We start from the raw sequence: 13385 nt of genomic DNA, 5'->3' as shown, positions 1-13385 counted from the left end.
AGTGGCAGCGAGGTAAAAGGGCTGTCTAATGATGCTGGCCGTGGGAAGCCAGCACAAGCCAGCCGTCACCCCAGCGGGCGAGAATGAGCCTTACGCAAAGCGTCTATAACGGTTGCGCGAGCCTGCTGGATGACCGGCCTCACACGCTCGACCCTGGCCCAGTAGTCTCCTGGGTCTTGGATAATCTGCTCAACAGCTTCCATGACTGCATCTGGGGCGAAGTTCCGCGCGTTGAACACAAAATCCTTGAGGCCTAGATCTTGAAACGCCGAGACACTCTTGCGCTCATACCCGAGGTGGATTGCCGGGACTCCAGACATGATCGCCTCCAAAGCGCCGTGCAGACGGACGGAGACGACCAAGCGCACACCGTTGTCACCAATTGCCTCCGGCAGAGACTGAGGGACAGTTTGACCCGTCATTTGCAGAACAAATGAACGGTCGTCGTTTCCGGAGTAATCGGATTGAAGCACCGATACCCAATCGCTGCGCAAGCTGAGCAGTCGCCTGACGCCGTCTTCGTAAGCTCCGGGCTTCGACAGGCGTCTCAAGACCAGTCCGACACCATCTCCTGTACGGGAGCGGCCTGACGGTGGTGACGCATTCGCGAGACCTAGAACAGCACTATCCGGCACACGGTGCACATTGGCCAGACCACCCAGGTCCTCCAACGACCGGTCGTCACGCACGAATACGGCGTCAGCTCGCGACAAGAGCCCGCGCACGGCCGGCCACACCCTCCGAGGGTATGGGCCAACACTCTGAGGAAGGGCAACCCATGGCTTGTTCGCTGCGGCTGCCAGCCTGGTCTGGCTCAGTTGCATCAACGTAGTCTTGGCCAACTCGCCTGGCGTAGAACCTCGTAGATAGGCCCCCCCAACAGACACCAGGACGTCCACCTCATCCAGAAGGTTCCGCAACGGGGTGGAGCAGGTGGCCCTCCCAGCTACAAGCGTCAACAAACCCCCGACCGCACGAACGGGCAGCGAGGCACCCTCCCAACGGTGAGGGTAGATCGCAGCATTGAGGCCCGGCGTCTTTGCGAATGACTTGGGGTCTTGGCCCACGACTACCAACTTGACGGCCGACCCGTACGCCTCCTGGAGCATGTCAACCGCCAAGTCGACTAGGAGTCCGTCACCCCGATTACCGCGACTGTACGCATTGAGTAGTCCCACCGTGGTCACAGAGCTTCCCCATTTTCTGTTACGAGCCGGTCGTACGCGAGATGCGCATCCTCCGCCAACGAATCCGGACTGTACCGTTCTGCGATGCGCTTTCGCGCTCTGCTGCCCATTTGGTCGCGTAGCTGGCTGTCCGTTACAAGCTGCCGGACGGATGCCTGTAGTTGATCGAATCCGGCGCAGACGAATCCCGTGCTTCCGTGACTCACCACCTCTGCGTTCGGTGGGATATCGGAGACAACCGAAGGCACGCCGTATGCCTGCGATTCGAGGAGTGCCATCGGCAGGCCCTCCCACTGCGAAGCCAACACGAATACGTCGGCACCCTTGAGTCGGCGGATCACTTCCTCACGAGCCACCCAGCCCGACACTCGGACGGGCGAACCTCCCAGCCACCGTTCGCGCTCCCTTGGCTCACCGTCCCCAATCCATTCGAACTCGGCCAAGTCACCCATGAGCCGAGCCAGATTACCGAACCGCCAAGGAGCCTTCTGTGCCGAGATCCGGCCAACGGTCACGACCTTCGGCTTCTCTGATTCGGTACGGACAGGTGCCGGGCCAACCACCACACGGTTGAGGAGAACAGCGAGCCGGTCGCGGGCCAGTAGACTTTGAGCGACCGCAGCTTCGGCCTCAGAGACGAGAACGAGACCAGCACACCTACGGGCAAGTAACGCCTCTACGAGCCAGAAGAATGCCCGAACTGGCCAGCGCAAGTCCTTTCGCAGGAAGCTGAACCCGTGTGGGCTGTAGACGGTACGAAGACGTTGCGCTGCACTTGACGGCAGTCGTCCCGCAATACCAGCCCACGTTGAGTGCAAATGCACAATAGTGGGCTGCCACGCCCTCGTCTCCTCAGTCACGGCCCTTCGCAACGCTAGAATGAGCCCAGGTCCCCGCCGAACCGCGACCATCTCAGCTAGTTCTACCCGGGCCCCGACTGCGGCTTGCAACTCATCGCGAGCGGGCGTTCCATCACCACGGACGTACAGAATCCGGACCTCATCCCCGGCTGCTGCTAGAGCCCGCGACAACTCCACTATGGCCGTCAGCGTCCCAGCTGCTGCCGCCTCGGTTACATGCAAGATTCGACGTGCCACGTTGTCCTCCAACAAGCCGGGCGAAGCCAAGCACGATCGGCAGCGCGGGGAGCAAATGCCGGAGATAGGAACCAAAGTCTGGCTCAAAGAGGCTTAATGTCACCAGATAGGCCAACGATATCGCCGCATACCTGGCCACCCTCACACAGGAGGTGCTCGCACAGCAGTCACCTCGCCAGTACTGACTGCGCCACCAGAACAGAGCCCACGTCGCCGCGATGACGAACCCAGCACCCAGGTGGGTCACGCTACCACCGGCGATTAGCGGATACGGGAACTGGAGTACGACCACAGCGTGCAGTGAGTTAACGAACTGCGCCACCAGACCGTCACCAGACACCGGGTCCGAGATTGCCGAAGCCGGGAATACGGATATGTCCTCCAGTACGCTTGTCCTGTAGTGGTTCACTGGCACGTCCAGCACCACGTTAAAGATTGCAACCAGTGCGGCACATGCGATCGGTACTCCCAGCGGCACCCAGCGGGGCCACCTGGAAAGCGCGCGAAACCCGATATAGAGCGCGGCCACGATGAACCAGTAAGGTCGGACGGCGGCTGCATACCCGATCATTAGTGCAACGAATAGTGCTTCCGCCGCGATATTCTTCGGTAGACTGACCAGGGCGACAAACAGTGCAACAACGAATAGTTCCTTCGTGTACATGAACAAGAAGACGCCAGCTACTATCGGCAGGAGGCAGTACAGAACCACGTCTACCACCCCGCCGGCAGCGTATCCGACCTGGTATGCAACCAGCACTGTCAGGGTGACAAAGAGAGCGAACCCGCATGCGCCGGCGAACGCCTCCGACCCAGTCAACCCGAGCAATCGATACAGCTGTGCCGTACCTCGATAGGAGCCGTCCTTACTGGCTAAGCGCCCTCCCTCGATGAAGAGCTCCAGTCTTGCGGAGTCCTTGAAAAAGTTTGGCGACAAAAGTGATCGGTTGAACGTGCCGATCACGGCCCCCAGCACTATTGAGCACAACAACAGGTAAGTCTTGCCGATCCCACTAGTCACAGCGAAGCCACACCGTCCTCGTGGACATGTCGGGCGGATACGGCTTTATTGGCCACTTGCTGTGTGGCGATAACGGACCAGATGAGGGCGAGGCAAGAAACACCGGCAAATCCTGCGACCGTCCCCCGGACGCTGCCAGTCATGGCCCATGTGACCAGCATCGCGATTGCGGCCGAGAGCACCCTAACCAACTGCAGTCCAGCGAGTCTGGCGGAAAACCCCATCGCGGGGAAGATCGGTAAGGTTGCTCTGACAACCAACTGAAGCCCATAGGGGATGGCCAAGATCGAGGTCAGAATGCCAGCCTCGCCCCATTGGGCGCCGAATACCACTGGCATTACGACCGGCGCGGAGACTGCCACGAGGATGGCCAAGATTCCGCCCACAGCGATCAACCTGAGTTGCAGCCGCTTAACGTAGGCCGGGACCGTCGATGCGTGACTGAGCAGCATACTCGAGAGACGGACCACGAAGCTCTGAGCTAGCCCTGCTCCCAGAACCGTGGCCAGCGCCCCCGCAGTGCGCTGCGCCAATGCCAATTGGGCGGCCTCCTCCGCCCCGGCCAGGCCGCCGACGACAATGAGCGGGGATTGAGCAGCGACGTTTGAGAGGACCACCGCCGCGGGCCAACTGATGATTTCCTTAACGCCCACGACGGGCATTGAGGACCCTCGACGAGGCAAGCGGGCGCCCCGTTTCGCGGGCCGGATAAGATGGGCGAGCATCCGGCCAATCAGGATCGCGGCTACTAGGCTCGTTACGGTGGGCCAAGCGAGGCCGAGAACAACTTGAAGGGCCGCCGCCGAGATGCCGTAAGTCGCACTCCTCGCCGCCAAGACGGATGGTTCGTTCAGTCGAGCAAGTCGCGCATTGTCTAATGCAGCCCAGCAGTATGCGGCGTTGATGATGGATACGCTTACGATTCCTAGCCCGATGGAGGGTAATCCGCTTGCCAGGAAAGCGATGCCGGTGGCTAGGGCCAGCAAAGTTAGAGCCACCACCGACAGCGTCGCCCGCTTCAACTGGCCACTCGCCACGTTGGGATCGGATTGCTGAGGAACCCTGAATTCGACTCCGAGTGTGCAGGCATATTGGGTGATGACTGCGACTGCGAACGCAATCTGGAACTGACCGATGACTGCGGGGTCATAGATGCGCGTCAAAAATGGCGTGACAGCCACGAGCGCCAACTGGCCAAATACCGTGCCGCTAAGGATTTTGGCGGTGGCGGTATTCAGTCTCGCGACGACTGTTCCCCGCACGTTAGGCGGAAGGGAGGATTCGAGCGGGGTTTCCTACCGCTACTCGGCCAGCGGGAACGTCGTTCAGAACGACGGCACCCGCTCCAATGGTTGCCCCGTCTCCGATGTGGACGCCACCGAGTATCAGAGCGCTTGCGCCCACGTTGACGTTATCTCCGAGAACGGGAGCCTGGCCGCCAGCGTGACGGAGACCGATTGTTACCGACTGATGAATAGAGACGCCCGATCCAAGAACGGCTCCCGTGTGCACGACTGTGGCGTATCCGTGAAACAGGCGCAGTCCGCCTCCGATTGAGGTCTCCGGACGAAGCTCGATGCCGTAAATAACCTCGGTGATAAGCCGGTGAACTAGAGTAGCCACCGTGCCGAGTCGTCGGCTGCGCGCGCGCGCCCACTGGCTGAGTCGGAGGGACACCAGAACAAACTGTTCCTTCGGGTGCCCCTTGTTCGCGCGAAGATCAGCACGCAGAGCCTCCATGGCTTTCTGCATCGCGCCGTTGTCCCCGTCCATTGCTCCCCGTTCCCGCAAGCCGGCGTCGCCATGCCCGGTCAGTGGGCTAGCCGTCGGCATAGTTTCAGAGTGAACGACGACGCGCTACGTTGGGCCCGTGTGCCAACCACAACGGGGGACGAGGTCAAAAGCTGCGTCTGTTCACTGATGCCTCGCTCTCCCCGGCCAACTGTCTACGCCGAACCAGCTACCTGATCCAGTAGTGATCGCTAGCGGTCTCTCGATAGCGGGGACCATCCCGGTACGCGGTTTCCGTGTCCCCCTAGGCGGGTATGCCTCCGCTTCGGTTGGGGCGAGGCGCGCGACTGCTGTCTGTACCACGGCGGACGGCAACCGCGGGTGCAACGCGGCGCCGCGGTCCGATCAGGGCATCAGCGTCCGCTCCGCTGCCCACCAGCGCGTCGAGCACGGGGTTGCACGACGAGCGGGATGAGCAGGCCGCGACGCCCGCGGCTTCATTGGTCATTCAGGCGGACTGGCTGATCGCCACCGTCAGCGCACCGTCACCGAAGCCGACATCGCACCGCCCACTAGCCAGCGCTTCCGGCGCCTGCGTTGGGCCGTGCCCGGCACCGCCGCGACCACGGTTGCCATGGTTGCCGCCACCCTCGCGGATCCACTCCTCAAAGGAGATGGGGCCCGAAGCCGCGGCGGCTGAGCCGACGGCCGGCGTGCGTTAAAGGCAACCTGCCACAACCAGCGGGGCAACGGCGCACTTGTGAGCGGGAAGCCACCGCAGAGGCCCGCCGCCCCCGAGCCGACGGGCGGCACGGGCCGGTGGGCGAACGGCCGGGACAGCTGTGACAGCGGAGACCGGGCGGGCCCGACACGGCCCGGATGCGCCGGTCGGGATTGGCACCCGCTCCTACCCTTCGCGGCATGCCCTGTCCCTCCTGTGGGGCGACGGCCACGCGCGCGCAGATCCTCCCCGGCTACTGGCGGTGCGACGCCGACGTCCGCGTCGACCAGCTCGTCGGTGCCCCCTCCGGTACGGACCCCGTAGCGGCGCCGGCCGCGCCCCGGCGCTGCGGCACCGTCTACCTCCAGACCCGCGACGACGACGCCGCCGCCACCTGCCGCTGTGGCGAACCCGCCATGGGCGAGTGCACCGAGTGCACCCGCGCCGTCTGCGCCGACCACTCCGACCTGTGGCAGGGCTGGCGGGTGTGCGACCGCGACCTCGCCAACGCCCGCCTGCGTGCCCGCGCGGCCGCCGTCGCCGAGGAGAAGCGCCGCGAGGCCGAGGCCGCCGCCGCGGAGGCCGAGCGCCTGCGGCAGCGCACCACGTTGCTCGAGCTCGCCGACGAGGACGCCGTCTGGCTGCTCTACGCCCGCGACGAGGCACGCACCGAGCAGCAGGTCCGCTCCGCCGTCCACGTGCTCCGCCGGCTCACCGCCGCCCAGTTCACCGACGTCTGCCTCTACCTGCTCCCCTACGCGCGTGAGCCCGAAACCCAGCGCACGGGGCTCACCCGGCTGACCGGCTGGGCCTTCGAGGGGCCCGACTATCACGGCCGCTCGTGGTTTCTGACCCGCAAGGGCGAGTGGTACCGCGGCGGCGCCTTCGGCGATGAGCAGCGCCGCCGGTGGAAGGACGTGCGCTTCGACGACGTCGAGAAGCGCGCCGTCATCGACGAGCTGGCCTGGCAGCAGTCGATCGACAGCCGGCTGCGCTGACTGGCCACGGGCGCCCTGCGCATTCGGCGGCAGCTGCACGAACCCGGCCGTCCCCCGCCGGGTGGGCGCAGCGGCGGGGTCAGGGCCACTGCGCCGCTCCCATCGGTCTGCTCGGCCGGGCTGACCACCCCCGTGCTGGTCAGCCCGGCCGAGGTGAGGACGGCGTGCTCCAGACCCTCGCTATGCGGACGACTTCGTACTGAACCCCGCGCCGCGCCACCGCGGCAACGACGGCGCGGTGCAAGCCGCCCGCAGATTGAGCGCAGCACCATCTGCGTGCGGCCTGCGCCAAATCGCCGCCCGCTGCGCTAGGTTGCCCCGCAACCGGTTGGGAGCTACGGGGGTGGCCGGATGAGCGGGTCGACGGGCGAACCGCGGGAGCCGGCGGCCACCACCCCGGCGTTCGATCCCTTCGTGGCGCAGGTGGGCTGGCTGATCGCGGCGGCGGGTGGGAAGGACCAGCTCGTCCAGCGCTCCGGCGGGCTGGTCAGCGCGCGCACGCTCGACAACTGGATGGCCGGCAGCTACCCGCGCACCAAGGTGACCGGCGCCGTCCGCGAGCTGGACACGTGGGCGCGGGCCGAGATGCCCAGCTACCCGGAGGCGGCCGGGGTGCCGGCACTCGTCGAGTCCTGCGGGCCCTACCGCGGGCCCTCCGCCGTTCCGGTGGCCCCGGCCGAGCCGGCTGCCGAGCCCGCCGCCGAGGGCGCCGACCCGGCACCGCAGCGGCGCCGGCAGCCCACCTGGACGCTGATGGCTGCCGCCCTGGTGCTGGTCGCGGTCCTCTCCTCCGCCCTCACCGCCCTCGTGATCGGCGACGGCGCCCCCGAGGCGGCCGCGGCGGACTCCACCGACAGCCTGGTGGACGTGCCGCTGCCCAGCACCGGCGACGGCACGCTCGTCGAGGAGGAGGCCGGCAGCATCGGCGCCAACACCTTCGCCGACCCGCGCACGCTCTCCGGACGCGGCCCGGCCATCCCGCCGCACACCCGGATCCTGGTGCGCTGCCGCTACTACGCACCGAGCGTGCCCAGCGTCAGCCCCGACGGCTTCTGGTACCTGGTCGAGACCGAGCCGTGGAACGGCCTCTGGACGCCGGCGAACTCCTACATGAACGGCGATCCGCCGGGCGGCCCGTACCTGCACAACACCGACTTCGCCGTGCCCGTCTGCCAGTGACGGCACGGGCCGCGCGGCACAGGGGGCACGCGACCTCCCGAAGGATCCGGGTCGCCCGGCAGGGCTCCTAGGATCGGCCCCAGCGGGTGCCCGCGCACGCCTGCCGGGCACCCCCGGGCGCGGACGACTGCAGGAGGGGGTGCCGGTGCTCTCTCCTGGCCGCCGGAAGGCGGTGCCGTTCCTCGTCGGCGTCGTCGCGCTGACCGTCGCGATCGGAGTGGTCACCGCAGTGCGCTCGACAGGTGAGCCCGAGGGAGCGTCCGTGGTGGATCCCCTCCCCCGGGCGGTCGTCGCCGAGTACTGGCGGGCCGACGGCTCGCCCCGGCTGACCACTGCCAGCCACCGCGTCACCGTCTTCTTCCTCGCCTTCGCCACGAGCGCGCAGCCCGGCACCGGCCGGCTCGAGTTCGACCCCGACCAGGGCAGCGGCGTCACCCCCGAGCAGATGCGCGCCGACATCGCGGCCGTGCAGGCCCGCGGCGCCGCGGTCCTGCTCTCCGTCGGCGGCGCGGAGGACGGCGGGATCGTCGTGCGCACCGACGAGCAGGTCGACGAGGTCGTCAGCAGCATCGAGCGGATCTGCGACACCTACGGCTGCGTCGGCGTCGACTGGGACCTCGAGCAGGGCGGCGCCGGCACCGACCTACGGGCCCTGGTCAGCGCCAGCGCCCGGCTCAAGGCGAGCCGGGGAGCCGACTTCGCCGTCACCGTCTCCGCCGAGCCGGGCCTGCGCCTGTACGAGGACTTCGCCCTGGCCGAGGGCGAGGCCACCGTGGACGGCCGGACGTGGCGTGGCCGGGTCTGCGACCTCTACGGGCCGCAGTTCTACGACTTCGCCCAGACCCCCGAGAAGCGCCGGGCCGACATCGTGGCCACAGCGCAGCGGTTGGTCGACCGCGGACTCGAACCGTCCCGGTTCACGATCGGCACCACCTATGCCGGCTCCGCGCTCGGCGACCCGGGGCAGATGCCGGTCGAGGAGTACCTCGCCGCCTACCGCGCCCTCGCCGACGCCGGAGTCCGGGTGCGTGGCGCCTACGTGTGGGACATGACGATCGAGAGCGCGGAGGGCTACCCGTTCGCCGAGGCCTTCGGCGCCGAGCTCGGCACCTGAACCGCGGTCGGCCCGGGCTCCAGCATCCGGCCGGTCGCATCGGGCCGCACCTCGGTGGTGGCGCAGAGCCCGCGCTCGTTCATCGCGTCGACGATCGGCTGCAGGGCCTCGATCGAGTTGAGCGTCGCCTGCCCCAGGCCGTCGTGCATGGTGATGATCGAGCCGTCCCGCATCGGCCCGACGACGTTGGCCGCGATCTCCTCGGCGGAGATCCCCTCGGTGTCGTGCGAGTCGACCAGGTTGTCGCTCGCGTCCCGGCCGAAGGACATGACCAGCCGCAGCCCGAGCGCCTGCGCGACGTCGTCCACCTGCTGGTTCACCGCCCCGTACGGCGGCCGGTAGAGGTCGGGCACCGGGGCGCCCTCGGCCACCAGCAGCTCGTTGGCCCGACGCAGCTCCTCGCGGATCTGCGCGTCGCCCCACGGCGCCACCTGCTCGCCGGAGGGCAGCTCCCCGGTGGTGAGGTTCGCGTGCGACTGGGTGTGGTTGCCCAGGACGTGCCCCTCGGCGACGGCTCGCCGGACGAGCTCCCCCCGGCCCTCGATGTTGTGCCCGCTCCAGAAGAAGACGGCGGGAAGGCCCAGGTCGCGGAGCCGGTCCAGCAGTGCGCCGGTGTGCTGCCGCGGGCCGTCGTCGAAGCTGAGGACGACGTACCCGCCGGAGCAGTCGCTGGTGAGGGGGCGGAGCTCCACCGGCTCACCCGCCGACGCCGGTGCGGCCGACGCCACCTCGCTCCCCGACACGTCCGAGACCACCCGGTAGCCGGTGAAGGTCAGCCCCAGCACGACCGCCAGTGCGACCAGCAGCATCCGCCGCCGGCGGCTCACCGGGCCACCTGCCGGTAGAGCAGCCAGACGTCGGCGTCGGCGACGCCCGAGGCCGGGATGGTCGCCACCAGTTCGTAGTCGGTGTAGTTGTCGTGCAGCGCCGTGAGGATGACCTCCTCCATGGCATCCTCGGCCGGCGAGCCGGTGCTGGCCGTGTGCAGGACGATCGCCTCGTAGTCGAGGTCCTCGATGGCCACCCGGACGGCGTCCTCGCCGCGGGCGTAGAGCCCGTAGGTGTCGGCCCACTGCACCGCGGGCCGGTCGTTCGTGTAGTACTCGAGCGCCTCCGCGGCGGTGCCGCTGGCCAGGTAGGACCCCGCCGCGGGGTCGTCGAGGATCTCGGCGACGACCGGCCGCACGTCCGGCCAGGCCGCGTAGACCGCCCCCGACCGGGAGACGCCGAACAGCACCAGCACGGGCAGGATCAGCAGCACCGGCCCCAGCCGCCACGTGCCCCGCGACAGCCGGGTCAGCGCGAGTCCGGCGAGGGGCGCCAGGAAGAGCGCCGAGTACGCCAGGTTGCGGTCGAACGCCACCGCAGAGCCCGTCCACAGCTGCGCGGCCGGGAACACCGCGCTCCCGGCGAGCAGCACCGCCGCCAGCAGCGCGTTCGACCTGCCCGTGCCTGCGAGCCGCACCGCCCCGGCGCCGGCCAGCAGCACGAGGATCCCGATGTCGAGCACGAGCCACCCGACCAGCCCGGTCCACGGGTGCGGGCTGAGCGGCACGTTGCCGAGGATGTCGGTCCACGCCCGCGTGCCAGGCCCCGCTCCGAGCAGGTGCACCATGCCCGTCAGGAGCATCGCCGTGCCGCCGACGAGAGCCGTCCGGCGGAGCGCACCGGCACCGGCCAGGGCCGCACCCGCGACGAGGACGAGCGGGACGAGGAGGGCGGTGGAGTACTGGAGGACCGGCACCAGGGCGAGCAGGGCGCCGGCTCCCAACGCCGATGCGGCGCCGCCGCGCGCCGCGATCGCCCAGAGGGCGGCCGCCAGGCCGGCCAGCGCCACGGCGTCCGCCGTCCCGAGCCCCGCGACGAACACCACCGGCGCGCTCAGCGCGAAGGCGACCGCCGTCAGGACGCCCGCCCGGTGCGGGAAGCGCGCCGCGACCGCGCCCGACAGCAGCACCATCGCGGCGACCACACAGGCCAGCCCGAACGCGCGGACGAGGAACAGCCCGCCGACGCTGTCGAGCGCGGCGGCCAGCACGGGGTAGAGGAAGGGAGCGCCGGGCAGCGCCTCGACGGGCACGCCGGCCGCTGCCTCCGCGATCCACTGCCCGATGACGTCCCGGCCGGTGTTGACGGCGAGCGCCTCGTCGGCCGAGGCGCCGTTGCGCAGCCGCAGCGCCAGGACCGCGAGCACGACGGCCGTCAGGACGAGTGGGAGCCGGGCGATCCACCGGCGGCTCACCGGGCGGACCAGGCGTGCGGGGAGGGACAGCAGCACTGCGTCGTGCCAGTGCGGTGCCCGGTAGGTGCCAGAGGGCGCGGCGGGGGTGACGGTCATCGCCGTCCCTCCTCGCGCGCCGGCAGGGTGTCGTCACGGTCGTTCTTCGGGAGGATGCGTCGCACCGCCAGGGACAGCATCAGCACCGTGACCGCCGTCAGGACGGCGGTGGCGCCCATGAACCCGTCGTGGCTCACCTGCTCCAGGAGAGCGGGGAATCCGGCGTCCATCAGGTGATCCACTCGGGCTCGGCGCCGTGCAGCGCGCGGGACAGCGCCTGCCAGTTCACGATCGACTGGGCCATGTCGTAGACGACCATCGGGAGCAGGAACGCCGCGTAGATGCGGCCCCGCCGGCCCGCCTTCCACGACGCCAGCACCTGGTCGAGGACGAAGACCGGGATGATCACCAGCCAGACCAGGTGCAGCGACGGCTCCTCGAGGGCCAGCGCGTAGGACCAGGCAGCGATCATGAGCAGCGGCACGAGGCTGCGGAAGTACGTCCACACCTGGACCAGCCACGCCTTGCGCGTGTGCTCGACGAAGCCGTACGTCATGAGCGTCTCGAGCGTGCCCCGCTGCCAGCGCAGCCGCTGTGTCCGCCAGTCCGACCAGGTCGGCATGATGTCGGTGACCACCGTGCAGTCCGGCGCGCACCGGGGGTCGTACCCGAGCCGCTGCAGGGCGACGGTCAGCTCGTAGTCCTCGGTGAGCGACGCCTCGTGGTAGACCTGCCCCGGCACGCCGGGCAGCAGCGCGGAGCCGCGGGCGGCAGCCACGGCCCGCAGCGCCTCCGCCGTGAACATGGTGGCCGCCCCGGAGAGCACGTGGATCCGGCCCGCGCGGCGGTGCACCGTTCGCAGCCCCTGGGCGTACTCGATCTTCTGCAGCAGCCCGATCCGCGACGGGTGGTCAGCGGCCTCGTAGGAGCCGCTGATGCCACCGCGCTTCCGGTAGGCCTCGAAGTAGCGCATCCCGCGCTCGATGAAGTCGGGGCTGAGCCGGCTGTCGGCGTCCATCGACAGGACGACGTCGTCGGGTTCGAGCGCCGCCAGGACCAGCGCCAGCCCCTGGTTCAGCGCGCCCGCCTTCTTGGCGGTGTTGCCCCGGGTCTCCAGCACGTCGACGCCCAAGGCCCGGGCGATCTCGACCGTGCCGTCCGTGCAGTTGTCGGCCGCGACGAGGATGCGCTGGGGTGGCATGGTCTGCCGGCGGAGGCTCGCGATCGTCTGCGCGATGCCGACTTCCTCGTTGTGCGCCGGGATGACCGCCGTGACGCGCGCCTGCCGGCGATGGGCGCCCCTGCCGGGCTCCGGCGCTGTGCGCGGGGTCTCGGCCGGCGCCAGCACCGCGGCGTTGGACTCGAAGCGGTACTGCCGGGGGATCTCCGGCGCGAACGTCGTGCGCGCCTCCGCGGCGGGGCCGAGGCCGTCCACAGGATGCGTGCGAGCGCCCTCGATTCCTGCAGTTCCCACCGGATCCCCCCGATTGCCGCGAGCGACCCGGCACGTGCGCCTCGGGCTCACGGATCTTCATCCCGCACGTTCCTCCTCACCGCGGCAACGAGAGGAGGCGCCGAGAACGTATGACGGGGAAGGGTGGTCGGGAAAGGCTTTACCGGCGCGATCTTTGTGCGCTCAACTGACTACGCTGAGTCATCGCCAACTTTCGGTCACAGCCGCGTGACGTGCACGTTCGCCCCCGGGTCGACCGCGCGCCGGGCCGCGCGAGCCTGGCATCGTTACTCTGAGTTTCTGCCGCACGAGCCTTTTTCGTCGCATTTCCCCCGAGCCCCTCGCGCATTCATCGCCCATTCCCCTCGCTCGCCTCCCCGCCCTTGCGGAGCGCCCCTTCGGCACTCCCGTCCGGTCCGGGCCGGCGCACCCACCCCGAGGAGAACCGGCTGGTAGGAGCAGTGGTGCGAGGACGTGCCGGCTGGTCCGAGGCGGCTCGACCGCGAGATCCCACGGTCTGCGCCGAACCGAGAAGCGTGGTGGACTGCGGTGGAAATGCAGCGGCACGGCACACATGCAGGCCCGAACGAACGAGTTGTGCCCTGT

Annotated in this window: 12 protein-coding genes; 3 read left to right on the top strand and 9 right to left on the bottom strand. The window is 68.6% G+C overall.

What is annotated here, in order from left to right; translation table 11 throughout:
• Positions 1–65: 65 nt before the first annotated feature.
• From ACI8AG_RS10475 to ACI8AG_RS10455, 5 genes are read right to left on the bottom strand one after another with little or no spacing between them, the layout of a single operon-like run.
• Positions 66–1178, bottom strand: a complete 1113-nt coding sequence (locus ACI8AG_RS10475) for a polysaccharide pyruvyl transferase family protein (protein WP_456597041.1) — start codon at positions 1176–1178, stop codon at positions 66–68.
• A 5-nt stretch (positions 1179–1183) separates the two neighbouring features.
• The gene (locus ACI8AG_RS10470; protein WP_456596983.1) at positions 1184–2224 is read right to left on the bottom strand and encodes a glycosyltransferase; all 1041 of its coding nucleotides are present in this window, start codon (positions 2222–2224) and stop codon (positions 1184–1186) included.
• A complete protein-coding gene (locus ACI8AG_RS10465) occupies positions 2187–3248 on the bottom strand; it encodes a hypothetical protein (protein ID WP_456596982.1) in 1062 nt (353 codons plus the stop codon). Before ACI8AG_RS10465 ends, ACI8AG_RS10470 begins: the two co-directional genes overlap by 38 nt.
• A 53-nt stretch (positions 3249–3301) precedes the next feature.
• The gene (locus ACI8AG_RS10460) at positions 3302–4567 is read right to left on the bottom strand and encodes a lipopolysaccharide biosynthesis protein (RefSeq protein WP_456596981.1); all 1266 of its coding nucleotides are present in this window, start codon (positions 4565–4567) and stop codon (positions 3302–3304) included.
• Position 4568: 1 nt separating this feature from the next.
• Positions 4569–5045, bottom strand: a complete 477-nt coding sequence (locus ACI8AG_RS10455) for a serine O-acetyltransferase (protein WP_456597040.1) — start codon at positions 5043–5045, stop codon at positions 4569–4571.
• 912 nt (positions 5046–5957) lie between these two features.
• Here ACI8AG_RS10455 and ACI8AG_RS10450 point away from each other — a divergent pair.
• The 3 genes from ACI8AG_RS10450 to ACI8AG_RS10440 all read left to right on the top strand — a co-directional run bounded on the left by ACI8AG_RS10450 (position 5958) and on the right by ACI8AG_RS10440 (position 9048).
• Positions 5958–6755, top strand: a complete 798-nt coding sequence (locus tag ACI8AG_RS10450; protein WP_456596980.1) for a hypothetical protein — start codon at positions 5958–5960, stop codon at positions 6753–6755.
• A gap of 351 nt (positions 6756–7106) precedes the next feature.
• Positions 7107–7934: a hypothetical protein gene (locus tag ACI8AG_RS10445; RefSeq protein ID WP_456596979.1), complete on the top strand. Its 828-nt coding sequence runs from the start codon at positions 7107–7109 to the stop codon at positions 7932–7934.
• 145 nt (positions 7935–8079) lie between these two features.
• Complete coding sequence (locus ACI8AG_RS10440) at positions 8080–9048, top strand: hypothetical protein (protein ID WP_456596978.1); 969 nt, start codon at positions 8080–8082, stop codon at positions 9046–9048.
• Here ACI8AG_RS10440 and ACI8AG_RS10435 read toward each other — a convergent pair.
• From ACI8AG_RS10435 to ACI8AG_RS10420, 4 genes are read right to left on the bottom strand one after another with little or no spacing between them, the layout of a single operon-like run.
• Entirely contained in the window at positions 9006–9875 is an 870-nt protein-coding gene (locus tag ACI8AG_RS10435; RefSeq protein ID WP_456596977.1) for a polysaccharide deacetylase family protein, read from the bottom strand. The genes ACI8AG_RS10440 and ACI8AG_RS10435 overlap by 43 nt on opposite strands.
• Positions 9872–11386, bottom strand: a complete 1515-nt coding sequence (locus ACI8AG_RS10430; RefSeq protein WP_456596976.1) for a hypothetical protein — start codon at positions 11384–11386, stop codon at positions 9872–9874. The genes ACI8AG_RS10435 and ACI8AG_RS10430 overlap by 4 nt, the downstream gene beginning before the upstream one ends.
• Positions 11383–11556 (bottom strand): hypothetical protein, encoded by a 174-nt coding sequence (locus ACI8AG_RS10425; RefSeq protein WP_456596975.1) that lies wholly within the window; start codon positions 11554–11556, stop codon positions 11383–11385. The genes ACI8AG_RS10430 and ACI8AG_RS10425 overlap by 4 nt, the downstream gene beginning before the upstream one ends.
• Entirely contained in the window at positions 11556–12761 is a 1206-nt protein-coding gene (locus ACI8AG_RS10420; RefSeq protein WP_456596974.1) for a glycosyltransferase, read from the bottom strand. Before ACI8AG_RS10420 ends, ACI8AG_RS10425 begins: the two co-directional genes overlap by 1 nt.
• Positions 12762–13385: the final 624 nt, after the last annotated feature.

The sequence above is a fragment of the Blastococcus sp. SYSU DS0552 genome, assembly GCF_054050815.1.
Note: the sequence above shows the minus strand (reverse complement) of the source record. Positions and strands in the feature narration are given on the sequence as shown.